The organism is Cecembia calidifontis (genome assembly GCF_004216715.1).
GTDB classification, from domain to species: Bacteria; Bacteroidota; Bacteroidia; order Cytophagales; family Cyclobacteriaceae; genus Cecembia_A; species Cecembia_A calidifontis.
The window spans coordinates 2,246,094-2,272,636 of record NZ_SGXG01000001.1 but is presented as its reverse complement, the minus strand read 5'-3'; the positions used below and the strand labels follow the sequence as shown (position 1 = coordinate 2,272,636).

General features: G+C 40.3%; 22 protein-coding genes. 16 read left to right on the top strand and 6 right to left on the bottom strand.

Annotated elements, in window-relative coordinates:
• Positions 1-77: 77 nt before the first annotated feature.
• The 5 genes from BC751_RS09990 (at position 78) to BC751_RS09970 (ending at position 5,708) form a co-directional block, all read left to right on the top strand.
• Positions 78-851, top strand: coding sequence for a 3-keto-disaccharide hydrolase (locus BC751_RS09990; RefSeq protein ID WP_130275408.1), 774 nt, complete (start codon positions 78-80; stop codon positions 849-851).
• 3 nt (positions 852-854) lie between these two features.
• Positions 855-1,937, top strand: a complete 1,083-nt coding sequence (locus tag BC751_RS09985; protein WP_130275407.1) for an aldose 1-epimerase family protein — start codon at positions 855-857, stop codon at positions 1,935-1,937.
• 28 nt (positions 1,938-1,965) lie between these two features.
• Positions 1,966-3,177, top strand: a complete 1,212-nt coding sequence (locus BC751_RS09980; protein ID WP_130275406.1) for a cupin domain-containing protein — start codon at positions 1,966-1,968, stop codon at positions 3,175-3,177.
• A 235-nt stretch (positions 3,178-3,412) separates the two neighbouring features.
• Entirely contained in the window at positions 3,413-4,444 is a 1,032-nt protein-coding gene (locus tag BC751_RS09975) for a sugar phosphate isomerase/epimerase family protein (RefSeq protein ID WP_130275405.1), read from the top strand.
• A 103-nt stretch (positions 4,445-4,547) separates the two neighbouring features.
• Positions 4,548-5,708: a Gfo/Idh/MocA family protein gene (locus tag BC751_RS09970; RefSeq protein WP_130275404.1), complete on the top strand. Its 1,161-nt coding sequence runs from the start codon at positions 4,548-4,550 to the stop codon at positions 5,706-5,708.
• 157 nt (positions 5,709-5,865) lie between these two features.
• Here BC751_RS09970 and BC751_RS09965 read toward each other — a convergent pair whose 3' ends face one another.
• Positions 5,866-7,113, bottom strand: coding sequence for a GntR family transcriptional regulator (locus BC751_RS09965; protein WP_242617425.1), 1,248 nt, complete (start codon positions 7,111-7,113; stop codon positions 5,866-5,868).
• Between BC751_RS09965 and BC751_RS09960 the strand changes: the two genes are divergently transcribed.
• The 9 genes from BC751_RS09960 to BC751_RS09915 all read left to right on the top strand — a co-directional run bounded on the left by BC751_RS09960 (position 7,112) and on the right by BC751_RS09915 (position 17,181).
• Entirely contained in the window at positions 7,112-9,211 is a 2,100-nt protein-coding gene (locus BC751_RS09960) for a bifunctional aldolase/short-chain dehydrogenase (protein ID WP_130275403.1), read from the top strand. The two genes, BC751_RS09965 and BC751_RS09960, sit on opposite strands and share 2 nt — an antisense overlap.
• Before the next feature lie 539 nt (positions 9,212-9,750).
• On the top strand, positions 9,751-11,028 hold the full coding sequence (locus BC751_RS09955) for a sugar isomerase (protein ID WP_130275402.1): 1,278 nt from the start codon (positions 9,751-9,753) through the stop codon (positions 11,026-11,028).
• Between the two features lies 1 nt (position 11,029).
• A complete protein-coding gene (locus BC751_RS09950; RefSeq protein WP_130275401.1) occupies positions 11,030-12,349 on the top strand; it encodes an FGGY-family carbohydrate kinase in 1,320 nt (439 codons plus the stop codon).
• Positions 12,350-12,498: 149 nt separating this feature from the next.
• Complete coding sequence (locus BC751_RS09945) at positions 12,499-12,696, top strand: hypothetical protein (RefSeq protein WP_010609920.1); 198 nt, start codon at positions 12,499-12,501, stop codon at positions 12,694-12,696.
• A 96-nt stretch (positions 12,697-12,792) separates the two neighbouring features.
• A complete protein-coding gene (locus tag BC751_RS09940) occupies positions 12,793-13,800 on the top strand; it encodes an NHL repeat-containing protein (RefSeq protein ID WP_010609919.1) in 1,008 nt (335 codons plus the stop codon).
• A 708-nt stretch (positions 13,801-14,508) separates the two neighbouring features.
• Positions 14,509-15,519, top strand: a complete 1,011-nt coding sequence (locus BC751_RS09930) for an IS30 family transposase (protein WP_130273814.1) — start codon at positions 14,509-14,511, stop codon at positions 15,517-15,519.
• 2 nt (positions 15,520-15,521) lie between these two features.
• Positions 15,522-15,701, top strand: coding sequence for a hypothetical protein (locus BC751_RS09925; protein WP_130275400.1), 180 nt, complete (start codon positions 15,522-15,524; stop codon positions 15,699-15,701).
• A gap of 42 nt (positions 15,702-15,743) precedes the next feature.
• Entirely contained in the window at positions 15,744-16,367 is a 624-nt protein-coding gene (locus BC751_RS09920; protein ID WP_130275399.1) for a DUF4221 family protein, read from the top strand.
• Positions 16,368-16,428: 61 nt separating this feature from the next.
• Entirely contained in the window at positions 16,429-17,181 is a 753-nt protein-coding gene (locus BC751_RS09915) for an IS4 family transposase (RefSeq protein WP_242617424.1), read from the top strand.
• An 84-nt stretch (positions 17,182-17,265) separates the two neighbouring features.
• Here BC751_RS09915 and BC751_RS09910 read toward each other — a convergent pair whose 3' ends face one another.
• Together BC751_RS09910 and BC751_RS09905 are read right to left on the bottom strand one after the other, a co-directional pair.
• Positions 17,266-18,102 (bottom strand): IS3 family transposase, encoded by an 837-nt coding sequence (locus tag BC751_RS09910; RefSeq protein WP_130273825.1) that lies wholly within the window; start codon positions 18,100-18,102, stop codon positions 17,266-17,268.
• The gene (locus BC751_RS09905) at positions 18,099-18,392 is read right to left on the bottom strand and encodes a transposase (protein WP_130273826.1); all 294 of its coding nucleotides are present in this window, start codon (positions 18,390-18,392) and stop codon (positions 18,099-18,101) included. Before BC751_RS09905 ends, BC751_RS09910 begins: the two co-directional genes overlap by 4 nt.
• Before the next feature lie 139 nt (positions 18,393-18,531).
• On the opposite strand from BC751_RS09905, the gene BC751_RS09900 reads away from it, so the two are divergent.
• On the top strand, positions 18,532-18,930 hold the full coding sequence (locus tag BC751_RS09900) for a transposase (RefSeq protein WP_242617423.1): 399 nt from the start codon (positions 18,532-18,534) through the stop codon (positions 18,928-18,930).
• 168 nt (positions 18,931-19,098) lie between these two features.
• Here BC751_RS09900 and BC751_RS09895 read toward each other — a convergent pair whose 3' ends face one another.
• Both BC751_RS09895 and BC751_RS09890 read right to left on the bottom strand, forming a co-directional pair.
• Positions 19,099-21,600, bottom strand: coding sequence for an outer membrane beta-barrel family protein (locus tag BC751_RS09895; RefSeq protein WP_130275398.1), 2,502 nt, complete (start codon positions 21,598-21,600; stop codon positions 19,099-19,101).
• 521 nt (positions 21,601-22,121) lie between these two features.
• On the bottom strand, positions 22,122-23,291 hold the full coding sequence (locus BC751_RS09890; RefSeq protein WP_130275397.1) for an ATP-binding protein: 1,170 nt from the start codon (positions 23,289-23,291) through the stop codon (positions 22,122-22,124).
• Positions 23,292-23,467: 176 nt separating this feature from the next.
• Here BC751_RS09890 and BC751_RS09885 point away from each other — a divergent pair, with 176 nt between their 5' ends.
• Positions 23,468-23,614, top strand: a complete 147-nt coding sequence (locus BC751_RS09885; RefSeq protein ID WP_242617422.1) for a hypothetical protein — start codon at positions 23,468-23,470, stop codon at positions 23,612-23,614.
• Between the two features lie 387 nt (positions 23,615-24,001).
• Here the strand turns inward: BC751_RS09885 and BC751_RS09880 are convergent, their stop codons facing one another.
• The gene (locus BC751_RS09880; protein ID WP_106566898.1) at positions 24,002-26,530 is read right to left on the bottom strand and encodes a S8 family serine peptidase; all 2,529 of its coding nucleotides are present in this window, start codon (positions 26,528-26,530) and stop codon (positions 24,002-24,004) included.
• Positions 26,531-26,543: the final 13 nt, after the last annotated feature.

Below are 26,543 nucleotides of genomic sequence, written 5' to 3'. Positions count from 1 at the left end.
CCCGATATATTCATCGGGATCAGAGTGACGGTTCCTGTAATCTGTCAATGGTACTTGATTCTATTTAAAAAAAGACTATGAAAGATTTTCGCGATTTAAAATACCTGTTCATTCTTGCCATAATCAGCTTTACCGCTTGTGGCCAAAAGAAAACTTCTGATACAAATCAGGAGGAGAAAGTTGATGGCTTTGTATCCATTTTTGATGGCAAAAGTCTGAACGGATGGGAAGGTGATCCGGATATTTGGAGGGTGGAAGATGGCTTTCTAATAGGAGAATTAACCCCTGAATCTGATTTAAAGTCAAATACATTTTTGATTTGGACAGGGGGTAAACCCGGCGATTTTGAACTGAAGGTTGACTTCAAAATAACGGAGAATGGAAATTCCGGTATCAACTACAGAAGCGAAAGATTGGATGATGTCCCTTTTGCACTGAGAGGCTATCAGGCGGATATTGATGGAAAAAACACCTACACCGGACAGAATTATGAGGAAAGAAAAAGGACTACTTTGGCTTACAGGGGGCAGCAAACCAAAATCAATCCCCAAGATCCTCCCGGTGAAATCAGGGACTTTGTAGAAAGAAATGCCTGGCGCGGTTTGGAACTCACCAAAGAACTTGGAGACCGCGATTCTTTGAAAAACATAATCAAAGCAGAAGATTGGAACCATATGCATTTGGTAATCAAAGGCAATGTGCTTAAGCATTATGTGAATGGGGTTTTGATGAGTGAAGTGATAGATGAAGACCCTATTAACCGAAGTTTTGGAGGACATCTTGGGTTTCAGGTTCATGTGGGCCCGCCCATGCAAGTAGCTTTTAAGAACATTTTCATCAAAGAGAAATAAACTATGGGAAACTCCTCCAATCCTTTGATCTATTTTTCTAAAAATAAAGTATCGAACACTTCCCAATTGGGGGGAATTGAGACTTCTGTATTGGATAATGGCCCAGGTAAAGGGACAAGGATTGCTTGGGTCAATACGGGGGGCGGGCTTAGGTATAAAGTCATCCTGGACCGCGGAATGGACATTGCAGATGCTTTTTTAAATGCCAGTAGTTTGGCATGGATCAGTCACGCTGGAGTAGTCCATCCCCAACCTTTTTCCAATCAAGGCATTGATTGGCTGAGAACTTTTGCAGGTGGATTATTGACCACTTGTGGACTTTCCCACATTGGGGGACCTGAATCTGATCAATATGGAACAAGAGGCCTTCATGGAAATTACAGCAACCTGACTGCGGAGATTGTCTCGATAAAGCAACCGGATCTAAGGCATGGTGATTTTGGAATGAATATGACAGGGCTTATCAGAGAGACTACCACATTTGGCCCTCAGTTAGAATTAAAAAGAACAATTTCTGGCATGCTTGGAGAGAACCACATCAAGATCCATGACGAAATCACCAATCTCGGAAATACCCCTGCCCCGCATATGCTTTTGTACCATATAAATTGCGGTTATCCTTTGATTGATAAAGACTCAACAATCATTTGGAAAGGCCAATGGGAATCCATGGACAAGGATCCTAATAATAGGATTTTCAACACTTCCAATGATTTTAAAAAATGTCCTGAGCCTATGGAAGAACATGCCGGTTTTGGGGAAGATGTGGCTTTTATTATACCTCAAACCGAGACAAATGGGACAGCAGTATGTGGTTTTGTCAACGAAAAGTTGGGCCTTGGATTATCCATCAAATTCAATACCCACCAATTACCATGGCTGATCAATTGGCAGCATTGGGGCAAAGGTGAGTATGTCACCGCTCTGGAACCTGCAACCAACCCTCCGATTGGACAGGCAAAAGCAAGGGGTGAAGGTACTTTGATCGAGCTGGCCCCAGGGGAAAAGAGAAACTACGATCTTGAACTCAAGGTCATCACAGAAAAAGATGAGCTGGAAAATCTATTGAAAATCAATAAACAATAAACCTTTAACCAAAATAACACGCATACACATGAGTTTGGCAAAAAAAGCACTTGAACAAGGAGAAGGAATTCTCCGATTGACACCGACCTGGGTACCCAGATCATTTTGCGTCCCCGGTAGAAGGATAAAGCTGCACCCTGATGATTATTATGTCCTAGGTGGAGCCCGGGGAGGCATTGATGAAAGATGGCTTGCTTCCACTACTCCCGCACAAAATGGCCCCTTGACCGGAAAAAATGAAGGCCTAAGCCATATTGTATTGGAGGATGGTGCCGAAAAAAAGCTCATTTTATTAAAAGACGCCATTGACGAGCTCAAAGGTGAAATCATTGGGGAAAGGATTTGGAATGAACATAAAAGCTGGCCCATGTACTCCAAGTTTTTTGACAATATGGGACCATTGCCGCATCACATTCACCATAATGATGAATATGCGGCCATGACAGGTCAAAAGGGGAAACCAGAAGCCTACTACTTTCCTCCACAACTCAATAACCATGGAGGAGATTTTCCTTATACCTTTTTTGGGATTGCCCCGGGTACCACCAAATCGCAGATCAAAGAATGCCTGATGAATTTCCACAAAGGGGACAATAAAATCACCAATTATTCCCAGGCTTTTAAGCTGGAGCCAGGAACAGGATGGGATGTGCCCCCGGGCATGCTACATGCCCCGGGAAGCCTTTGTACCTACGAACCACAGAAGGCTTCGGATATTTTCGCCATGTACCAGTCTCTGGTCAATGAAGCCATTATTCCGGAAGAATTGCTTTGGAACGGAACTCCAAAGGACAGGATAGGTGACTATGATCTCTTGGTGGAGGTCATCGATTGGGAGCTGAACACCAACCCTAATATCCTTGACAACCACTTTATGCTTCCCAAACCCGTTTATGAACAGGAATGGATGGAATCAGAAGGTTTTATAGAAAAGTGGATCTGTTACCGTTCCCATGATTACAGTGCCAAAGAACTTACGGTCTTGCCCGGTCAGACCGTCACCATCAGAGACAATGCTGCCTATGGATTGATCATGATGCAAGGGCATGGCAAAATGGGCGTATGGGATATCGAAACCCCGGCCCTAATCCGTTATGGACAACTTACCCATGATGAATACTTTGTTTCTGAAAAAGCAGCCAAAGCGGGGGTAAGGATCAGCAATCCGTCTAAAACAGATCCGATTGTAATGCTGAAGCACTTTGGTCCCAATAATCCGGATTTGAAAGTAGAGAAGTAGAAGCGAGAGTTTAGAGACGAGATACCAGAGGTTAGAGACAAAATGTAAGAGCCAAGAGATAAGATTGAAGTGTTTTGCAGTCCTATTAATTTAAGGCCAATTTCAGCACCATTATCAAATATCTTAATATCCCAATATCAAAACAGGGTCCCTTGACCATTTAACCAATAGCTAAATCAACTAATAACAAATACCAAATAACTCAATCAACTAATAATCCATAACCAAAATAACCATGTCCCAAAACAATTATCCCAAACTCCATAATGCGACCTGGCCAGGTATAGTAGGCAAAGGCCCGGATTCTGAACCCGTCATCCCATTCGATACTTTATTGGAAATGACCGCTGCCGCCGAGGTAAACGGAGTAAAATTTGACGGTATAGATATCGGTTTGCTTGATCCTCACCTCAACATTGACATGTCTGACGATGACATCAAAAAGCTCGCAGATAAGGTTTCAAAATACCAGCTCAATATTGGATCGCTTGTAGCCCCCATTTGGGCCGGCTCGGCCATGGGAACGGCAGAACAGCGGAAGACCTTTGTCGAAATGGTCAGGAAGTCCTGTGCCATAGCCAAACGGTTGAATGAATTGGGGGTAAGGCCCTACGGAATAGTGAGGATTGATTCAGCAGCCGGAGTGTCTGATTGGGCAAAGGATCCAACAGGTAACAGCAAATTGATTGCCCAGACATTCCGGGAAGCCTGCGATGTGGCTGCAGATTTCGGTGAAAGACTGGCCGCAGAAGGGGAAATCTGCTGGGGAGGTATGCATAGCTGGAAATATATGGTGCAGCTTCTGGAAATGGTGGACAGGAAAAACATCGGCTTCCAGGCCGATATGTCGCATACCTTTTTGTACACTCTTGGATACAATGCACCTGAGCATAGAATTCTTCCAGCTGACTTTGATAAAAGTGACCGGGAAGCCATCAAATCTGCATTGAAAACAGTAACTGCAGCCCTCCGGCCCTGGACCATAGATTTTCATGTCGCCCAGAATGATGGTTCTGTTTTCGGTTCGGGCTCCCATGACAAAACAGGTCGCCACTGCCAGGCTACCGATCCCAATGGATTGTTAGACATCACCCATGATGCCGGGTATTGGCTGAGAGACGAAAACGGAAATCTCACCAAAGCCATGAAACACATTTGTTGGGATGGCTGTATGTTTCCCAATGCCGTCATGGAAAAACAACAAACCTGGAATGACATACTCGCTGCCTTGATAAAGGTCAGAGATGCACACGGATGGAATAGTTAACATTATTGAAACAAGAAGCAAGAAGCAAGAAACAAGATGAGAGACTAAAGGAAAACACTTTTTTGGTCTCAAATCTTATGTCTCACATCTAAAATCTAAAAAAATGAGCAATAAAAAACCAATACGAATAGGATTGATAGGCACCGGACTGATGGGCAGGATCCATACCAATGCCTACAAAAGAATACCTGATTTCTTCCACGAATTTGAATATATGCCTGTCCTGCAGGCAGTTTGTGCCAGAAGGGAGGATAAAGTCAAAGCTTTTGCTGAGCAATGGGGCTATGCTTCTTATGAAACAGACTGGAAAAAACTTATCGCAAGGGATGATATTGACGCCGTGGATATCTGCACCCCCAATGATACCCATGCGGAAATTGCCATTGCTGCTGCCAAAGCCGGAAAGATGATCCTTTGCGAAAAACCCCTTTCCAGAACCTTAGACGAAGGTGAAGCCATGGTCAAAGCGGTGGAAAATGCTGGGGTAAAAAATACGGTTTGGTACAACTACCGCAGGGTCCCTGCTGTCACCATGGCGAAGCAACTCGTGGACTCGGGAAAATTGGGTAAAATTTTCCATTACAGGGCCAATTTCTTGCAGGATTGGACCATCAATCCCGAACTTCCCCAAGGAGGGGACGCCCTATGGAGATTGGATGTGGATGCAGCAGGATCCGGGGTAACTGGCGATCTGCTGGCCCATTGTATTGATAACGCCATGTGGTTGAACGGAGGCATCAGGGATGTATCTGCGATGACAGAAACTTTCATCAAAGAAAGGGTGCATCAGGGAAGTGGCAAAGTCCAAAAAGTTGGCATTGACGATGCCTGTATCTTTCATTGTCATTTTGACAATGGGTCGCTGGGTCTCTTTGAGGCCACAAGGTATGCCCGGGGACATAAGGCTTTGTACACCTTTGAAATCAATGGGGAGCATGCCTCTATCCGTTGGGACCTCCACGACATGAACTGGCTTGAGTTTTTCGACCATAAAGATGAGTCAAGACTTAGAGGATGGAGAAAGATCCACATTACGGAAGGGGAGCAACCCTATATGAACAGGTGGTGGATACCGGGAACCTCCATCGGTTATGAGCATTCCTTTATCCATCAGGCAGCGGACTTTTTCTTAAGCTTGCAGACGGGAAAACCTTGCACCCCTACCTTTCAGGATGCCTTTGAAACCCAAAAAGTCTGTCAGGCAGTGCTGGATTCCGCAGCCTCCAAAAGTTGGAAAGAAACTGGAGTTACATGGAAGGGATAAAGTTGATTCAGATTTTTGTTTTTTAGGTCGGCTTATTGACCCCATCGGGATCATAACTATATTATTAAAAGACGGGTTGTATAAAACAACGACCCTAAAGAGGTCAAATTTCTATTTTACAATGAAACCTCCTATATGCGAGGTTTCATTGTAAAGTCTACAAAGACGCCCTTTCAATGACCTTAAACTCATTTTTGATCATTTTTCCTTCTTTCCTCAAGATCATCTCAGCGGTGAGTTTACCCATAGCAGGGAAATCCGAGGAAATCACCGTAATACCCTTTAGGAGGACTTCTTTCAAGGGAGTTTCATTATAGGACAAAATCCCTAAATTCTTGCCGATAATAAGGCCTTTGGTCTTATTTGCTTTTTTTATAAGATTGACCAGATCATTTTCTTCAATCACGATATAGGCCTCTCCTTTTACCAGTTGCTTATCTAAACCAATCTCTTCTATTACTTCAAAATCTTTTTGGAATTCAACAGCAAACTTTTTGAATCCCTGAAGAATTTCAGCAGGATAGGGATAAGAAGCTTTCGAAGGGAAGGCAAGATAAAGTTTGTGATATTTAGTCAGCTTTCCGGACAATTTGACCAATGCTTGGTAGATATCCTCCTTGAATTCTTGGTAAACACTTCCAAAAACACCCTCACAAAAAGGAAGACACTTGTCCAAAAGGATCAATTTTTCCTGAGGAAGATTTTTGATCATTTCGGCAGCCATGGATTCCTGATCTTTTTTGAAGTGTGGCATGATTATATAATAATCCATCTGTCCACTAAACTGCTCCAGATACTTTTTAAAGAGTGAAAATTCGCAATGAAAAACATGAAATGAAATATCCGCCCGGTCTTTCAATGCTGTCACCAGGGCATTATAAACCACTTGTTTGTAGGCGGATAACTTATTGAAAAGTAACAATATCTTGTACTTGGCCAGATCCGAATGATGGCTGATGTAATATCCTTTGCCTTTAACCGACTCGATAATCCCTTGTTTTTTTAAAATACGATAGGCTTTCTCGACGGTATCTCTGGAAAGAGAATAATCTGCGCTCAATAAATTAATTGATGGGATTTTATCCCCATATCGGAGCTTTCCTTGGGTCAATAGGCTTTTTACTGCCTTTACAATCTGAATGTATTTTGGAACACTGGAATTTTCTTCAATCGCCAAATGAAGTTTCATCGGATCAAAAATTAACACCCTAAAAGTAATTTCTTTTCCGAAAAGTACAAGATTTTCGTAACTTCCAATCAAAAATAAAAATAATTCCATCATCCACCGAGAAAGAAAATCCGGACATTCAAATTCCCTGACTACCCTAACTTCTACAGCATAGAGCAGGATAATTAAAAAATTAACTACCCTTACATTTGAACTAAGACAAACTAAAATAACCATGGTCCAAACCTATAAGCACGTTTCCTACCTCTGGGACGAAGAAAAAGCCGCCACCTTGGGCAATGATGAAGTCGCACTCTTGATTTACAGATCCAACATTTTAGGTGCTGACCTTAGGATTACCAATTATGGCGGAGGTAACACCTCTTGTAAAACCACAGAAAAAGATCCTCTGACGGGAAAAGACGTGGAAGTCATGTGGGTAAAAGGTTCCGGTGGAGATATCGGCACCTTAACCAAATCCGGCCTGGCAGGTTTGTATGTAGATAAGTTGCGCTCCTTGGAAGGGATTTACCGTGGTATTGAACACGAAGACGAGATGGTGGGACTTTTCAACCACTGCATCTACGACCTGGACTCCAAGGCCCCTTCCATAGATACCCCGTTACATGCTTTTTTACCTTTCAAACATATTGATCACCTGCATCCGGATGCGGCCATTGCCATTGCGGCATCCAAAGATGGGGAGAAAATAACCCAGGAGCTCTTTGAAGGGCAGATAGCCTGGGTACCTTGGCAAAGACCGGGTTTTGACCTGGGCCTGAAGTTGCGCGATGCATTGGAGGCGAACCCGGGAATACAGGGGATCATGCTGGGCGGACATGGCCTGTTCACCTGGGGAGATACTTCCTATGAATGTTATATCAATAGTTTGGAGGTGATCGAAAAAGCTTCAGCATACCTCGAAGCCAATTACGGTAAAAAGAGACCTGTTTTTGGAGGGGAGAAAGTGAAAGCACTTGATCCTGCTCAAAGAAAAAATCAGGCAGCCAAAATCGCTCCCTTATTGCGTGGTTTGGCTTCGAGCTATAACCGCATGGTGGGCACTTTCAATGATTCGGAGACGGTGTTGCAGTTTATTAACTCCCATGACCTTGACAAACTGGCTCCATTGGGCACCTCCTGTCCGGACCATTTTTTAAGGACGAAAATTGCCCCGTTGGTATTGGATTTGCCTGCGGATCAGGATTTGTCGGATATGGCTGCGGTAAAAGCCCATATCGGACAACTTTTTGAAAAATACAGGGCAGCTTATAAAGATTATTACGAAAAGCACAAGCGCTCCAACAGCCCGGCCATGCGTGACCCTAATCCGGTCATTATTCTTTGGCCGGGAGTAGGGATGTTTTCCTATGCCAAAGACAAACAGACTTCCCGTGTGGCTTCCGAATTTTATATCAACGCCATCAACGTGATGCGGGGAGCAGAGGCGGTTTCTGAATATGTCTCATTACCGCTTCAGGAAGCTTTTGATATTGAGTATTGGTTGCTCGAAGAAGCCAAACTCCAACGCATGCCCAAAGAAAAAGCGCTTTCCAGAAAAGTTGCTTTGATCACCGGAAGTGCGGGAGGAATTGGTAAGGCCATCGCAGATAAATTCGCAGCAGAGGATGCCTGTGTAGTCATTTCTGATATAGACGAGGACCGCCTGGCCAATGCCAGAAAAGATTTTGGAAAAGATGCCGCCATCGCCGTCAAACTCGATGTGCTGGACAATGATACAATTGCTCAAGCCTATAAGGAAGCCTGTCTGGCCTTCGGCGGAGTTGACATCATCGTCAACTCCGCCGGATTGGCCATCAGCAAATCCTTGGCAGACACCACAGAAGCTGACTGGGATTTGCTCAATGATGTGCTGGTCAAAGGACAATTCAAGGTATCCCAAGCAGGTGTAGCCATCCTGAGGGCACAGGGAATGGGAGGTGACATCATCAATATTGCTTCCAAAAACGCATTGGTATCCGGACCAAACAATGTGGCTTACGGCACTGCCAAAGCTGCCCAAATCCACATGTCCAGGTTATTGGCTGCAGAACTTGGCCCCGATAAAATCCGGGTCAATGTGGTCAACCCCGACGCAGTAATCGAAGGCTCAAAAATCTGGGAAGGCAAATGGGCCGAGGGAAGGGCCAAAGCTTATGGAGTAAGTGTAGAAGAGCTACCTGCTTACTATGCCAAGCGTACCTTGATGAACGAAATCATCAGCACCAAGGATCTGGCCAATGGCGTATTCGCTTTTGTCAGCGGCTTACTGTCCAAGTCCACAGGGAATATCTTGAATGTGGATGGGGGCGTGGCTGCGGCATTTGTGAGGTAAGACGATGGAAAGAATTATGGCCACAAAGGCACAAAGACACAAAGAAGGGTTAAAGCAATTAGCTATACATCAGTTATAGGTCAGCTATTGTTAAACCGTTAGCCTTGTCATTTTAAGTCTCACCCGAAGGCGGAAAGGCGCTAAGAGTAATAGCCACAAAGACACTAAGGAACAAAGGGGAAAAAAATTACCAGTAGCTATCCATCAAAAATAGGCTAGCTAATGTTAATCCGCTGTCCTTGTCACCTCGATGAAGCAGAGGTCTATTTGCTTTTGAAGAATTAGATTTCTCTCTTCGTTCGAAATGACAAGGAAAGGCATTCTTCCAAATTATTCCTTAAATTCAAATTAAAACAGAACCCACTTAGTGCCTTGGTGTCTTAGTGGTAAAAATCAATAACCATGATCCACTTCGTAACTTGGTGTCTTTGTGGCAAAAAACAAAAACCATAATCCACTTTGTGCCTTCGTGTCTTAGTGGCTATAAAAAACAATAAACTATTTCACTTCGTGCCTTTGCGCTTTTGTGGCTTAAAAATATGAAAATAACCTCCGACCATATCCAATCAACCAATAAAACCAGAGAAATCTCCCATGCCAGGGAATTCAACTTCCTCGCTGAAAACCTGGAGAAAAAAGGCCTTGATGTAGAGCAATTGATAAAAAGACTGCAAGACTTCCAGATTGCCATCCCTTCTTGGGCTTTGGGCACCGGAGGTACACGCTTTGGACGTTTCTCAGGAGGTGGAGAACCCGCTACTTTAATCCAAAAAATCCAGGATATCGGCATCCTACATGCATTAAACCGATCCAGCAACGCAGTTTCCCTGCATATTCCCTGGGACATTCCCCAAGACTATGATGCTATCCTCCAAGCAGCTTCAGATGTGGGAATCGGTTTTGATGCGGTCAATTCCAACACCTTTCAGGATCAGGCAGACCAAAACCTGTCCTATAAATTCGGCTCTCTGGCCAATAATGACAAATACATCCGTGAACTGGCGATTGAACACAATAAAGAAGTAATCCGAATAGGAGAAAAACTAGGTTCAAAAGCCCTGACGGTTTGGTTGGCGGATGGGTCATCCTTTCCCGGCCAACAGAGTTTTCGCAAAGCCCTTCAAAACACCTATGAGTCTTTACAGGAAATTTACAAAGAACTCCCTTCAGATTGGAAAATGCTGGTAGAGTACAAACCTTATGAGCCTTATTTTTATAGCACAGTGATCCAAGACTGGGGCACCTCCTTTTTGTTGGCCAATAAACTGGGAGAAAAGGCTTATTCTTTAGTGGATCTGGGCCATCACCTGCCTAATACCAATATCGAGCAGATTGTTGCCACCTTGATGACAGAGGGCAAATTGGGAGGCTTTCACTTTAACGACTCCAAATACGGTGACGATGACCTGACTGTGGGCAGCATCAAACCTTACCAACTCTTCCTGATTTTCAATGAACTGGTAGCTGGTTTCAAAGAAACTTCCAATCCTGCCCCAGCTTGGATGATTGATGCCAGCCACAACCTGAAAGATCCTTTGGAGGACTTGTTGCAATCCGGAGAAGCCATCAAACTGGCTTATGCCCAAGCTTTGATCGTGGATCAAAATGCCCTGCATGCTGCACAAGCTTCACATGATGTGGCCTTAGCTCAGGAAATCCTACAGGAGGCATTTAGAACTGACATCAGACCTTTGGTAAGAGAATCTATCCGCCAAAGCGGAGGGGCCATTACCCCCATTCATAGCTATCGGGAACTGAAAGTCAGGGAAACGCTGATCAAAGAAAGAGGCAAAGACAGTAAAGCCAGCGGATTGTAACATGGAACCCATCAAAGTAACTGCCATATTTGATATTGGAAAGACCAATAAGAAGTTCTTTCTCTTTGACCAGGAATTGAAGGAAGTCTATAAGGTGTATCATCGCCTGGATTATATACAGGATGAAGACGGTGAAGATTGTGAATCCATTCAGGCATTGACCCAATGGGTCAGACAAACCTTGAAAGAAGCTTTGGACCTGCCACAGTTTCTTATCGTCAAACTCAATTTCACCACCTACGGGGCTTCTTTTGTGCATATTGACCAAATGGGAAATCCGGTCGCACCCCTGTACAATTACCTGAAAAAGTATCCGGAGAATATTTTAGAACAGTTTTATTCCAAATACGGTCCAGCTGAAAAGTTCAGCCAGGAAACCTCTTCTCCTGCCTTGGGCATGTTGAATTCCGGTCTGCAGCTGTACTGGTTGAAGTACGCCAAACCGGAAATCTTTAAGAAAATCCACCGCAGCCTTCACCTTCCCCAGTACTTTTCATTTCTTTTTACGGGAAAAGCAGTATCAGAATATACGAGCATAGGCTGTCATACAGGCTTATGGGATTTTGCCAAAGGAGAATATCATCACTGGGTCAAAGCCGAAGGGATAGACAAAATATTACCAGAGGTGGTGGACACTACGACCAGTTTTCCCAAGACCTTTGACCAGCACAGCATGAGTATAGGCGTGGGAGTACATGATTCCTCCGCCGCTTTATTGCCTTATCTGACCAGCAATACCGAATCATTTGCCCTTTTGTCCACAGGTACTTGGGCCATCAGCATCAATCCCTTTAATGATACCCCATTGACTTTGGACGAACTCCGCAAGGACTGCCTGCACTTTCTCAGCAGGGAAGGAAGACCCATCAAAATCAGCAGGCTATTTATAGGAGAAGAGCATAAGGTGCAGATCGAAAAACTCTATGTGCATTTCCAACTGGAAAAAGGATACTACAAAGCATTATCTTTTGAAAAGGAGCGGTACGATAAAGCCAGATCGAAAACCCACAAACGGTTCAGGTTTGAATATCTGAAGCCTGAGGTCTTTGGAATTTCACAAGCTAATGAAACGGACTGGAAAGGTTTTGCAGATTTTGAAGATGCCTATTATAGCTTTATCCATGAACTCACTGATCTGCAAGTAGCCTCCCTCCAACTTGTGCTAAAAGGTACTAAAGCCCAAAAACTCTATATCGACGGAGGATTCAACGCCAATCCGATTTTTGTGGAGATGCTCAGGTATAAGCTGCCCGGAATCAGCATTGAAACTACGGACTTTGCATTGGGGACGGCGCTGGGGGCAGGGATGGTGGTGAGTTGAAAAAACTTTCAGCTATTTCAAATATTTTTAATAGCTGCTTTAAATTGTTAAAATTTGTTAAATTTTTTACTGGGATATTGTGTGTGTGTGTGTGTGGTAACTTATTTTAAAGTTGTTAATCTAATGTTCCACTTTAAAGCAAAATTTATATGAAAAAAGCAATGCTATTCTTTGTGGGAATCCTCTTCCTTTCAGGGGTTGAGGCCAATGCTTGTTCTATTTCCTCCGAATGTGATGGAGGTGGTGCTGTTGCTTGTTCCGGTCATATTTGTGTTGGCGGTTCTGGCTGGGTAGAATGTTATGATACCAACGGAAATCTTACTCGGGGCCAATGCTCTCAACAGTAAATGGATCCTTATGAATTAAGAGGAATAGATAGCTTAGGGTAAAATTATTGACTCTAAGCTATTTTGATTTTAAACCTATTTCATGCCGAAGTCAATATGAAATATTTAGCTTTACTTATCGCTGTCCTTTTCATAGGTTGCTCGAGCAAAGAAGTTACTCACTCTAGCCCGATTCTACTGAAACCAACCAAGACCATTACCAAGCTTGATAGCATCTTTTTTACCAATGTTTCGCTTTTTACTGATGAAGATAGAATTTACATACTCAACCAAAATCCAGCTTTTATTGCAGCTACTGACAAAAACTTCAATCTCCTGTGGATAAGGAATGAAGAAGGGAACGGACCTAGCGACCTTTATTTCCCAGAACAGGTTAAAGCCTTTAAGGAAAAACTATTTGTTCTGGATCATGGTAACCAAAGCCTCAAACAATTCGAGAAAACTTCCGGAGATTTTATTTCTTCCTTAAAAATTCCTGAACCTGTTCAAAGATTCAGATTTGATGTGACCCAAGAGGAACATGCACTTTTTACAGTTTTCAATGCTGGCAATAATGAAAATGTGATAAAAGTTAACCGCATTGGAGAAGTAATTAAAAGGTTTGGGACAACTTTCCCAGAAAGGCAAGGGCCAAACAGGCAAATGAAGTATTTACAACTGGACGAAAATGGAAACCTGATATTAATTGGTGCAAGTTTACCATATGTAGAATTATTGGATCATAAAGGAGAAAGTATCAACCGATTTGATCTCAGTAAATATGAACCCATCAAAAGGGCATTAGATTCTTTGGAAGTAAATGTAGGAGAAGCCTCAAGAAATACAATCCCAACGATCATTACCGATGCCCAATATAAAGAAGGGAAACTTTATGTTTCCTTTACTGACCGGATTGGACTAGACAGGGGGAAGGCAAGAAATCTTCTTGTAATCCGGTTAAGTGAAAGGGATTGTGAGTTGGAGGCCATCTATAAATTTCAAACGGGAACTGAGGATGACCATTTCAATCCAAAATATTTTCATGTTGATGCAATAGACAAAAAACTATATGTTCAGGGACTTGTAACTCGGTATATTTATGTTTTCGATTTACCTGAAACATAACTCATTTCCTTATCAGGTAGTTGGAAACTAGGCAGGTTTTGCAACCCTAATCTTCTGAATCAACACACCCTGTCCCTCGTTCCGAAAATCGATGGATCTTAATTGCATTGAAGTGCCACTCATATTGATAATAGAATTGAAGCGATTGGCCAATTCTCCGCTGAAATTGGAGCGAGATATAGTTTAAGACATTAGGACATTAGGACAACATCTCCCACGAACTCACTTACCTACATTTCTCTTCCCTCTCTCTGGTCCTGAATGGCAGCACTTCAGTCAAAAAACTCTATATCGACGGTGGCTTCAACGCCAATCCCATTTTTGTGGAGATGCTAAGGGAAAAATTGCATAGAGTAACGATCGAGACCACGGAATTTGCCTTGGGGACGGCATTGGGGGCAGGGATGTTGGTGAATTGATGCATTCCGACTTTTATGGTTTCGCATATGTTTAATTTACAGTTTTTTTTTGGAATTTTTTTTATGGAAATATTTGACAATTAGATATATATATATATATTAGTTTTTAATTTCAAAAAGGTTTAATGGGATTGTCCTCAGCCCGCATATTGCCATGAGGTTATAAATTCAAAAATTATGAAAAAAAGATTGATTTTCCTATATTCAAGTCATAAATGCAACACTAAGGGTTTAAGGGAAGGAACCTAGGTTCCTTCCCTTAGGCTGAAAATATTAATTTAGTGTTGTCATGAATAAATTTAAACATCTCAGCCAGGAACAAAGGTACCAAATAGAGGCTTTATTTAGAAACGGAACTTCCCAGACCAAAATCGCTGCGATTATCGGTGTCAACAAAAGTACTGTATCCAGAGAACTTCAAAGAAATACCGGCAAGAGGGGCCGTTATAGCGGTGAATATAAGGCTGCAGTTGCCCAGAACCGTACAGACGAAAGACATAGACTCAAGAGAAAGCGAATCAAATTTACCGAGTCCCTTAAAGAAGAGGCCCGCAAATTCCTTGTTGTTGACAAATTGAGCCCAGAGCTAATATCGGTCACCTGGAAGAAACAAGGTAAAGAAGGGGTTTGTCATGAGACACTCTACAACTGGATATTTACTGCCAAAAAAAGTAGCCATTGGAGATACCGAAGGGACAGGGAGCTTTACAAGAATCTCCGGCATGGTAAAAGAAAGCGTAAGAGAGGTAATTACAGGCATACCAGAGGAATTATCAGGGAGAGAGTTCCAATTGACCAAAGGCCTCCTGTAGTTGAAAAAAGACAAAGGATAGGAGATATTGAAGTAGACCTTATGATGGGGAAAAACCACAAATCAGCTCTTTTGGTACTGGTGGACAGGGCAACCTTGGTTACTACCATAGAGAAACTTGATGGTAAAAATGCAGATATCATTGAACAGAAAATAGCAAAGAGAATACAGAGAATTGGTGCTTCGTTCTTCAAATCAATCACTTTCGATAATGATATGGCATTCGCAAACCATTATAAAATCAGAGATAAATTCAATATCCCAACATTCTTTACAAGACCATACACTTCACAGGATAAAGGAACAGTGGAAAACAGAATCGGACTTATCAGGGCTTTCCTGCCAAAGGGTACTGACCTCAATCAAATCTCTCGGGAACAGATCCAAAATATAGAAACCAAAATCAATAACAGGCCAATAAGAAAGTTTAATTATCTTAGTCCTATCGAATGTCTAATGAAAAAATTAGGCGTTGCATTTATGACTTGAACATGGCTTTCATTTTCTCATTGTTTTTTGCCGGAATAATTTTCGGCGGAAAAGAAAAAATGTTAGAGGCACAAATCGGTAGCCCGCTCCTAAGAGTTTTTCACTGGAATGGTGGTGATCCTTATTGTATGGGTACTTATGGAGATTGTTTGCCAACAGTTGTGGTTACGCCGCAACAGTGACTGAATAAAGGCCGGTAACCCGGCCTTTTAAACAAATAAGAAATGATCAACTTCAACAATATTTTTGGGACATTCTGTTGCATCTTACTTTTTTGGGGCTGTAATGTTAAAAAAGACGAGGATTTATCTATAACCTATGAACTCGAAAAAGTAAGAATTGAAATATACTCCTCAACTTCAAGGTCAAGCAGGGGTATGCAACAGGTTTTTCTTAACAAAGAGACAGAATATTATGTACATGGAGATAAATCCAGATTTACACTTTTGTTTTTTGACCTTGAGCAAGAAAAACTGGATTTTGAAATTCCATTGGAAAGAGATGGCCCAAATGGAATAACCAGTTTCAATGGATTTTTTATTAAAAACTTGGATTCCATTTACGTCTATTATGGATACACATATACTATGTGGCACCTAAATTTCAAAGGTGAAATACTGAAAAAATATCAGTGGGCTTTTGATAATAATATTGATGGGATTCTTCTGAATCCATATGGAGAAGAAGTGCTTATTGATGGCAATAGAGTTTACTTGCCAGCTTCGCCAAACCTTAATCCTTCAGAATTCTGGAAAGGTTATGTAAGCCAATCTTTAAACTTGGATGATGGTAAAGTAGCCTTCAACACTAAATATCCTGAAATCAATAGCGTCCTAAATAAAAAATGAGAGGTCTGAATTTTTGCCCAAAATGTGTATTTTGGGTTTGCACCAAAAACAAAGACCTCTCATGTGTAATATTACATTGTTTTCACAGATTATTAAAAAGATTGACCGTTCAACTTTCAAAAAACTGGTTCAAGATAAGCAGACAGATAAAGGTTGTAAAGGTTTTGATAGCTGGACACATCTAGTATCAATGCTTTTCTGTCATTTTGCAAAAAGCACATCGGTAAGAGATATATCCAATGGTCTTCGTTCAGCTACGGGGAACCTAAACCATCTTGGGATTTCAAAGGCTCCTTCCAAGTCAAGTATCAGCTATCAGAACAAGCGGAGAGATGCTGATCTTTTTAAAGACCTTTATTATTCTCTTTTGGGAAGTTTAGGACAGCAGGCATCACTCAGGCGTGTCAAACTTAAAATCAAGGTGCCAGTATATCTTTTAGATGCAACAGTCATAAGCCTTTGCCTTTCTGTCTTCGACTGGGCCACATTCCGCACTAAAAAGGGCGCTGTTAAGATGCATACCCTGTTAGATTATGATGGTAAACTTCCTGCTTATGTGAACATTACAGAAGGAAGCGTAGCGGATAATAAAGGTGCTTACAATATACCTTTGGAAAAAGGTTCTGTTATCGTCGCAGACAGGTACTACAATGACTTTCCGATGCTAAATATTTGGGACAGCAAAGGGGTATTCTTTGTCATAAGGCATAAGGACAACCTGGCTTACACCGTGATCAGCGAACGGGAACTGCCAGAAAAAATGGCACAGCATATAATACTCCCCATTTGTTGGACCAAAAGTATCAGTTGCTAAGTTAATTTATTTATTTGTTAATATATCCTTAGTTGTCCTATTTCCCAAGGGGACCCTTGGGAAATAAGACAACTAACTTTTGCTTTATGCTGCTTTTTGGGTTGCCCCAAAATACCTTTCCCCGGGCTTCTCCCTGGTGGTATGATGGACCTTTTGGTTGTAATATTCAATATACTTTTTGACACCTTTGAGCAGGTCATAACCGTCCTCGCTTGGGTTCAGATAGATGTAATCATACTTGATCGACTTCCAGAACCTTTCAATATATACATTGTCCAAAGCCCTTCCCTTTCCGTCCATTGATACTTTGATATCCAGCCCTTCAAGGTAATTGATCCATAAGGCTGATGTGTACTGGCTTCCCTGATCGGAATTGACTATCTCTGGCTTACCATATTCTCTGATGGCCTCTTCGATTACCTGCTTACACCATTTGGCGTCCTGACTGTTGGATATACCCCATGACAGTATCCTTCTGCTGTAAACATCCATGACTGCGGTCAGGAACATAAACCCCTTCTGCATCGGAATGTAGGTGATATCGGTTACCCACACTTGGTTGGGTCTTTCAATCTTTAAGTTCCTGAGAAGATAAGGCCTGATATATTCACGCAAACCGGATTTGGTAAGGTTCTTCCTCCTGTAAAGGGTTTCCCTGCCCATCAGCCTGAAAAGCCTCCTGATGCGCTTTGGGCCGACAACGAAGCCCAGTCCTGTCAACAGATAGACCATCGACACAACGCCTTCAGTAGGGTGATCGGTAAGATGCCTGTCCATGATTCCCATAAGTTTCAGATTGACCTCGTTTTCCCCTTTTGGTTTGTAATATAGACTGCTTCGGGGAACCTCCAATACTTCACACTGTCTCCTTATAGACAGCCCCTTATAATCAGAACAAATCAATGTCGCCCGATCTTTCATATCCCCAGTTTCTTGCAGCTTTTTTTTAAAAAGTCATTCTCTACTTTTAGCTCTCCGATCTGGGCATAGAGCTGCTCAAGGGCAGGGCCTTCTTCCTTTTTCTTTGAATGCTCCTTTTCAAATACAGCTGACATATTATCCAAAAACTCACCCTTCCACTTGGATATAATCACAGGGCTAACATCGAACTTCTTGGACAATTCAGCCAATGTAAACTGATTCTTGATTGCTTCAAGGGCTACTTTTGCCTTGAACTCAGGAGAAAACTTTCGTCTTGTTTGCTTGTTCATAAGGTTAAATTTAAACAGTTTTTTTTAACTTAACCTCTGGTCTCAATTTTGGGGAGTATTATAGCATGTTCTAATTGACCAAGAAATAGAACTGACCAACCCACAGTCTAAGACTAAGTATCCTAAAAAACTCAGAAGAGTGGCAGTCTGGGACGAGAAAAACCAACAGACCATAGAAATCATCACCAACAACTTCACCTGGGCAGCACAGACAATCGGAGACCTTTATAAATCAAGGTGGGAAATTGAAGTTTTTTTCAGGGATATTAAGCAGCTACTCCACATTAAGACATTCATTGGAACTTCAAAAAACGCAGTAATGATACAGATATGGACTGCCTTGATTACAATTTTACTGTTAAAAGCAATGAAAGCATCCGCAAAATACGGATGGCATCTGTCAAATCTAGTAGCATTTATCAGATTGAATATTTTCGTCAAAATTGAATTGCAAAATTGGCTGGACAGACCTTTTGAAGATCATGACAAACCCCCAAAATATAACCCACAGGGGGTTCTTTTTCCAGATTATAAATAAATCACTTCACAATTACCTCTAAGCTAATATTCTTAGAGAAGAAAAAATTATTTAGGACAGCATTGAACATTGATAAATTATTTAAGTTAAACGATATTGTAGCATAGTTTTAGGTTATTTGCTACTTAACGAACCAAGTTTTTTAGTCTGAAATGCGTTATCTTTTAATCATCTTATTCTCATTTGTTCATTACTTATTGTGTTTTTCTTCCCTGCTATTCGAAATTCATTTCCAAACCTATACCTGACCCCAATTAATATTGATTGAAAATCATAGTATGAAAAAGAATTACTGATAAAAGTATCTGTTATAAGATTGTATATAGGCTGACTGCTCCTGAAAATATCCTCAATATTAAGGTTTAACTCTATTCTGTTATTGTAAAATAATTTTTTAAGTGAAATATCCAGCTTAAAGCTCCCATTTTGGGTAAGAACTTCAAATGCACCACCTGGTAAAGTCCCCATAAAATTAAGGCTTCCAAAGAAGCTGTTGGAAAACTCGAAATCATGAATGGTTGAAAAATCAAAAACCAATGGTCTTCTTTTGGTCAGGAAATTAAAGTTATTGGTTTGAAAAGTATATCCACTTAAGCCAATACTAAAATTACTTTCGAGCCAATCTACAAAGCTCCAATCCCAGTCGAGGTTGACGCCATAATTTTTGTTAAGACCATTATTAACTTTTCTGTTCTCTATAACCTGATTGTCCATTTGAAATGGAAGTGTGATTATTGGATTTTTCTCATTGTTGTAAAAAAGGTTGATAAATACAGTATTTTTTACAGTAGTATTAAATTCTATATTATCTTGAATACTTGGAATTAAAAATGGATTTCCAACGGAATACATTAATATATTTTGATACCACCTATATGGATTTATATCCCAAATTCTAGGACGATTAACTCGTCTTGCATAAGAAAAATCAATACTTGATTCGGAACCTAGGTTGTATTTAAAAAAAACACTTGGAAAAATATTGTTAAAACGATTTTGAGAGAATTCACCTGTATCCTCAGACTCACTAATCATAATAGTACCTTCATATCGAAGACCTATTTTGGACGCTAATTTTCCTTTCGAGTGATTGATTGAAAAGTAAGCAGCAGGTATTAACTCATCATAATTAAAAATATTTCGGGTTATAATTTCATTACCGAATATAGATTTTCCATTTTCTGTCTGGTCATAACCTATTTTGCTTGTATTGGTAATAGAAGAAAACTTCATACCTAATTCCAAATCCAGGTTTAAATTTGGCTTGGATAAATACCAATCCGCTGAATTACTAAAAATTTGTCTTGCTGATATTCCACTAGTTGAAAATCCTTGCCAGTTCCCAGTGGGAGTTTTCTTATCGGAAAAATAAGAAATTGTAGTTGCCATTGCAGCCTGATCATTATTTCTTCTGACAAAATCAATAGAATAAATGAATTTAGAATTGGCTGATTTTAGGTTTTTTTCATAAGAAAGACCCACTAGATGGGTTTGACTAATATTTCTTTCACTTCCTGTAGTAATTCCAATAGAGTCAATTAAGCTAAGTTGGGAATAATTCAAAATTTGGTTTATATCTGTTTTAAAATTACTTCTCTGAAAGGAATAATTACCAACTATTTTGCTATTTGAACTAATATTATACTCCCATCCAATATTAGGTAACCAATTCCTCAACCTAATAGTATTATTAGCATCATCCAACCAAGAGATAGGTCGGTCAAGAAAAAAAATTTCTTCTCTCTCAGTTGCTAAATAGGCTCCGGTTGAAAAGTTCACCCCTATTGTCACACCCCAATTCTTATTTCTAATTCGAATGACACCATTATTTTGAGTTTGCGAATAAGTGTTTTTAAGAATTGCTGATTGAATATGACCAGAATATCCTCTAGCATTACTTTTCTTTAGCACAATATTAATCAATCCTCCCCCTCCTTCTGCGTCATATTTGGCAGGAGGGTTTGGGATAATCTCTATACTTGAAATATCACTTTGAAATATTCTTAGGTAATCAATCAAATCCCTTCCGCGAAGATTCACCGGTCGATCATTTATTAATATTTGAGCACTGCCCTTTCCCCTGATAATAATTTCATTCTGAATGACTGTAACGCGAGGAATATTATTTAATATTTCAATTATTGATTTAAATTGAAAAGAAGGTCTATTCCCTATGTGAAAAACTGTTCTATCTACTTTCTTTTCGATAAAGGGACTAGAAGTATTTACAGTTACTTCTTCAAGTTGTTTATGATTAATAATTAATCTATAAAAATATGTAGCGGAATCAATATTGACTTTTGCCGAGGTATCTCCTGCGTATGAAGCCTGCAAATAGGAGTTATTGACAAATTTAATTGGCATTTCAATTAAACCAAGGGAATCAGCTGAAGTTGATGATAAAATTTTATTTCCGGACTTAAAAAAAATCAATGCGTAAGGTAGAGGTGTATCAGTTTCTTCCAGGACTTGACCTTTAATTATTTTTTGCCCAAATATATATGAAGGGAGAAATAGGCAAATAAATTGTACTGATATGAAAGACGCATGTTTTATTATTTTTGTGTTCATTTTGATTAAAAACTTTATTCCATTATTAAAACTTATCATAATAAAAGAAATAGAAAAGGTAAGTTTTATCAATTGTTCTTTTCTATTAAAATTTCCCAACTCATTTGATTTTTCTTGTTTAAATAAGAAATCCCAATCAATCCAAATAGATTTTTGTCTGGTAAATAAATTAGATCTTTCAACTTATTTTTAGTTTCCATTAATTTGACAGAAAGAATAATTTGACAGAAGAATTTTAAAATTAAACGATAAAAAATAAATTTCAAACCAGTTGTTCCAATCCAACCACCTGAATTATAGAGATTTACATATTTAAGATCCCCAAAAACAAAACATTATTCTAAAACCTTAGGTTACCCCCCCCCCGAAAACAAACTAATTGATAAGCATTAGTTGATTTTCTGGAATTAAAAACTTTTTTCATAGTTTTTGAAAAAAATTTGGAGTGCATTTTTAACCGGATAGAAAATAAAGCTTGCTTTTCTTGCTGTTCGTTACCGGATTTAGATGAATAGGATTTTCAGTCCTAATATTCTACGGCAAAAGAATGAATTACAATTCATGTGTCTGTACTCGGTATGTTAAATTTTGAGAGGCAGACTAAAATATAAAAGGCCCTTTCAAGTTTCTATAATCGGCAAGTACTTTGCTAAAAAAATCTTGAGGTTGCAAACACGAATTTGGCCATCAGCAAGGTAATCGGAAGATGCAGGGGTAATGATGAAGTTTTTCAAAGAACCTAAATCTTCTACTGCGATGCGGTAGCCTTTACTTACTTTGGGGGCAGAAGTAAATTTTATTTCAATACAAGCCAAAGTTCTCGCTCCCCTTCTAAGCACCAGATCACACTCCGTTCCTTCATGAGTCCTGTAAAAAAGCATTTCAATGTCCGGACTGATTACCTGACTGATCTGTTCTATGACATAACCTTCCCAAGATGCTCCCAGCAGTGGGTGTCCCAGCAGTTGTTCCATATCAAAAATACCGGCAAGGTGATGCAAAATCCCACTGTCGCGAATATATACTTTAGGGGCTTTGACCAGTCGCTTTTTGGCATTATTGTGATAGGCAGGCAACTTTCTGACAAGGTATGCCTGCTCCATAAAATCAAGGTATCGTTTTACGGTAGGAGCGGTTACGCCCAAGGAGTTTGCGAGGGTACTTGCATTCCACAATGCGCCTTGAAGATGTGCCAGCATAGACCAAAACCGCCGGATCTGTACAGGTGATACTTGTAGGCCAAGCATGGGTAGTTCCCGTTCCACATAACTTTGTATAAAACTCCTGATCCAGTTTTTACTTAAAGTATCAGTTGGCGCAAGAAAAGCATCGGGAAAACCACCTCGGAACCAGTGTTGATCCATTTGAGGCAAGTCTAAAATCTCACTAAGGTTGAAAGGACTTAACTCCCTATAAGAAATTCTACCGGCTAAAGATTCAGAACTGTCTCGGATAAGTTCCGGCGAAGCGGACCCGAGTAACATAAACCTTCCCGGCACGCGATGCTGGTCTATCAATGCCCTTAGGACCGGAAACAAATCGGGTTTGCGCTGCACCTCATCAATAACAATACAATGATTCTTGAATTGTTGAAGAAATAACTCCGGTTCCTCTAGCTTTGCTAAATCAGACGGAAGCTCTAAATCCAGATACAGTATTTCTTTATTGATTTTATCTGCCAACAGTTTTGACAAAGTGGTTTTGCCTACTTGTCGGGGACCAAGGAGTCCTACTGCCGGGAAAAATGAAATAAGTCCGAGCAACTCCTCGGTTATCATTCGTTTAATCATGAAGTAAATTTAATTCTTTACCCTGAAATTTAAAAATAATATTTTTAAATTTCAGGGTAATTGATACTGTACCTGTAAGGTTTTCTTCCATATTTTCAATTTAGCAAGTATCCTGATGGATCAGACACCTAAACTTCGGAGATCTCTATCTTCCTTCTAAAAAAGTAAGCCCCCAAGTGAAAAAACTCTATTTCGACGAGGGCTTCAACGCCAATCCCATTTTTGTAGGGATGCTAAGGGAAAAATTGCAGAGAGTAACGATCGAGACCACGGAATTTGCATTGGGGACGGCGCTGGGGGCGGGGATGTTGGTGAATGGTTAATCTTTAAATTTATTTGAATAGATATTAGTCCTACTTTGTCATGTTGTGGAAGGAGTCAAACCTGCCAGGTTTTTTAACCTTTAAATTGTTACCCTTTGCGATTAAAGCCCATAAACCTGGCAGGTTTCTTCCTTCAATGAATAATTTGAGAAAGTAGGATTAGGGGATATTGATGGAAATATAATTGAAATCAAAGCGAATATCCCGAGAGCGGAATGTGATTCGTTATAGGGTTGAAAAAAATAGAAATAGAAACGAGGACACCGGGAGTGAAACGGTTCAGAATTGTATTTTTATGGATAAAGGTAGATTAAAACACAATATTTTAGTGAAAATAAAAAGGGGGAAGCTTGAGAAGCTCTCCCCTATTCGTTTCATAAAGGTTCATTACTCAATCAGAATCTGTTCTCTTATGATTTCCCCGTCCACTGTTACATGGATAAAGTAAATACCCTTTTTCAGGCTTCTGACATCGAAAACAATTTTTGAACCTTCCCTGTAACCTTTGGCCATTTCCCTACCTTCTGAATTCAGTAGGAGGGCGGACTCAATAGCTGGTGCATCTTCCTTAGAAACATCTGCTGTGACAGGCATCATTTCTATATTTAAGATATCACTGGTAGGATTAGGGTAAGCTACCATAGCAAAAGAGCTTGGGCACCCCCATGTCTGTCTCGTTAGGAAGAAATTGTAGTTGGCACCTTGTCCACAAAAATTGGAAGCCCTTGCGGAGATTGTAATGGATGACATATGAGACGGAAAAGTAAAGTCCATCGTATTGTTTCCGATCCAATGAGTAACACCCGAAGGAACTGTCCAGGTGGCAGTTCCTACATTTCCACCGACAGGAGTGACATTAAGAAAGTGGTTTCCCGGACATAATGGTACATTTTGGCTTGGCCAAACAGGCTGGTTGTTGACCCTCATATTGGTAATATGGGGGGTACCGACCCAGATAGTTCTTGAAGCAGAGGCTGTACCACAACCATTGGTGATATTGGCAGTGATTGTTATTGGTCCATTATAATTGTTGAGACGTGTGGCTGATCCGGTAGAACTATTGATGGAAAGACCAGATGGATTGGAAGATTGCCATGCATTTAATATAGAACCAGTAGGCAAGGAACTACCCATAAAAAATTGTCCAGTTGAACAAATCAGTGATGGTCCGTTGATTACCGCTGCAGCTGTTACAGCCCTACAGACATTCAACCTTCCAAATCCCAATTGGGTGCTTCGCCCATTGTGGTTATAGGTATATCCACCTACTTTATCAGCGGTCTGGGTAAGAATGTTAAAGACGTCCATTTGGGTCAATCCAGGGTTTACAGACAAAACAAGGGCCGCAGCACCTGCTACTTGTGGTGCTGCAGCCGAAGTACCACCAAACCTACCCGTGAAATCAAGATGATTTGGACCTGTAGAAGGTAATAAGGAACCGGTAGGTGCAAGAGGACCTAAGCTTTGATTAGATTTTACAGGATTATAGCCTGGATTACCAGGCATGTCAATAGTAAAAACTTCATTTGTCTCACCTGGGATTTGTGTATGTATGGCCCTACTTGAAGGTGCAACAATATCTATAAACTGATTCTCAGAGGTAGTAAAATTAGATGATGGACTGTAGTTCGCCTGCATGTCGTACCTGTCAGAAGCACCTACAGCAAATACACCTGGCACGGTCACATTTGCAGGAAATGTAATTGTACCTGGTAAATTATTTACATGATTTGCATTATTACCTGCACCAAAGACCACGACACTTCCAAGTCCATTTCTACCAGAAATAGTTGCCCTTTCTATTGCACGAACAATTGCTGGGACATGATTAGGATTAGTAAATCCTGGAAAAGTCCAGCTACAATTAATTACATCTGCATTATTTATCCGGGCAAAATCTATTGCATCAGCCAAATTTGCATTTGAAGTAATAAAACCATCACCATTAATAATCCGGATTGGCATTATTTTTACTCCAGGTGCAACTCCTGTAATTCCAATACCATTATTCCGCGTTGCAGCAATAATTCCAGAGACAGCATCACCATGTGCCGCACCTCTATAGGTTCCACCTGGCGAAGGGTTATTTTTTGTGCCATGATTTGTAAAATTACTACCATTCAAACGGACCTGCCTGGAATTTGGTAAATCAACATGGTTGGGAGAAACTCCAGTATCAATAACGGCAACTGTTATATTTGAACTGCCGGTGGTAACGGTCCAAGCCTCTGGAGCATCTATATCTGCATCCGGTGTACCAAAGCGACCGTCAGCAATTACTTGCCCGGTATTGTGTAGATAAAATTGGTTCGTAAAATAGGGGTCATTAGAAACTTGATTTAATTCAATATTCATATAAAAGTCCGGGTGACTAAAAATAAACTTCCCAGTTTCAAAATAAGAGTTTGCAATTTCTAATACATCCACATCTTTGGAGACTCTTAAAACAAAAAAATCTTCGGTTTCCTTAAATACCTTGACATTATTTTTTATATTCAATTTTTCTAATTCTCTTTTAGAAAATCCTGGCTTTAATTCAACTATAAACTTATCTGTAAATCCTAATTCCGCTCCTTCTGCTGTTTCATATACTGGATTGACTATTATATCTTGATTGGTTTTTATAGATTCTATCAAATTTTTTTTTGTTTCAGCTTTAAGATTGTGAACAATAACAGTATTGTTATCCCTTATCACGAAAGCATAACTATTCAGAATAGGATACTCAGTCATCAATCTCTCTTTATTCAAAATAGAATCTTTCATGAATAAAACTATCAATTTATCCTTTGAATGTATAAGTTCAATTTTTTCATCAAAGGCATAATAAAATGACTGAACTGACTTTTGCTGAAAGCTCAAAGCTAATAGTCCGATTAAAGCTATGATTAGAAATCCAGTTAAAACTTGTTTCATAAAATTTATTTAA

Coding starts and splice junctions, on each gene's coding strand:
- BC751_RS09990 (WP_130275408.1), top strand. CDS start 78: ATGAAAGATTTTCGCGATTTAAAATACCTGTTCATTCTTGCCATAATC.
- BC751_RS09985 (WP_130275407.1), top strand. CDS start 855: ATGGGAAACTCCTCCAATCCTTTGATCTATTTTTCTAAAAATAAAGTA.
- BC751_RS09980 (WP_130275406.1), top strand. CDS start 1,966: ATGAGTTTGGCAAAAAAAGCACTTGAACAAGGAGAAGGAATTCTCCGA.
- BC751_RS09975 (WP_130275405.1), top strand. CDS start 3,413: ATGTCCCAAAACAATTATCCCAAACTCCATAATGCGACCTGGCCAGGT.
- BC751_RS09970 (WP_130275404.1), top strand. CDS start 4,548: ATGAGCAATAAAAAACCAATACGAATAGGATTGATAGGCACCGGACTG.
- BC751_RS09960 (WP_130275403.1), top strand. CDS start 7,112: ATGGTCCAAACCTATAAGCACGTTTCCTACCTCTGGGACGAAGAAAAA.
- BC751_RS09965 (WP_242617425.1), bottom strand. CDS start 7,113: ATGGTTATTTTAGTTTGTCTTAGTTCAAATGTAAGGGTAGTTAATTTT.
- BC751_RS09955 (WP_130275402.1), top strand. CDS start 9,751: ATGAAAATAACCTCCGACCATATCCAATCAACCAATAAAACCAGAGAA.
- BC751_RS09950 (WP_130275401.1), top strand. CDS start 11,030: ATGGAACCCATCAAAGTAACTGCCATATTTGATATTGGAAAGACCAAT.
- BC751_RS09945 (WP_010609920.1), top strand. CDS start 12,499: ATGAAAAAAGCAATGCTATTCTTTGTGGGAATCCTCTTCCTTTCAGGG.
- BC751_RS09940 (WP_010609919.1), top strand. CDS start 12,793: ATGAAATATTTAGCTTTACTTATCGCTGTCCTTTTCATAGGTTGCTCG.
- BC751_RS09930 (WP_130273814.1), top strand. CDS start 14,509: ATGAATAAATTTAAACATCTCAGCCAGGAACAAAGGTACCAAATAGAG.
- BC751_RS09925 (WP_130275400.1), top strand. CDS start 15,522: ATGGCTTTCATTTTCTCATTGTTTTTTGCCGGAATAATTTTCGGCGGA.
- BC751_RS09920 (WP_130275399.1), top strand. CDS start 15,744: ATGATCAACTTCAACAATATTTTTGGGACATTCTGTTGCATCTTACTT.
- BC751_RS09915 (WP_242617424.1), top strand. CDS start 16,429: ATGTGTAATATTACATTGTTTTCACAGATTATTAAAAAGATTGACCGT.
- BC751_RS09910 (WP_130273825.1), bottom strand. CDS start 18,102: ATGAAAGATCGGGCGACATTGATTTGTTCTGATTATAAGGGGCTGTCT.
- BC751_RS09905 (WP_130273826.1), bottom strand. CDS start 18,392: ATGAACAAGCAAACAAGACGAAAGTTTTCTCCTGAGTTCAAGGCAAAA.
- BC751_RS09890 (WP_130275397.1), bottom strand. CDS start 23,291: ATGATTAAACGAATGATAACCGAGGAGTTGCTCGGACTTATTTCATTT.
- BC751_RS09880 (WP_106566898.1), bottom strand. CDS start 26,530: ATGAAACAAGTTTTAACTGGATTTCTAATCATAGCTTTAATCGGACTA.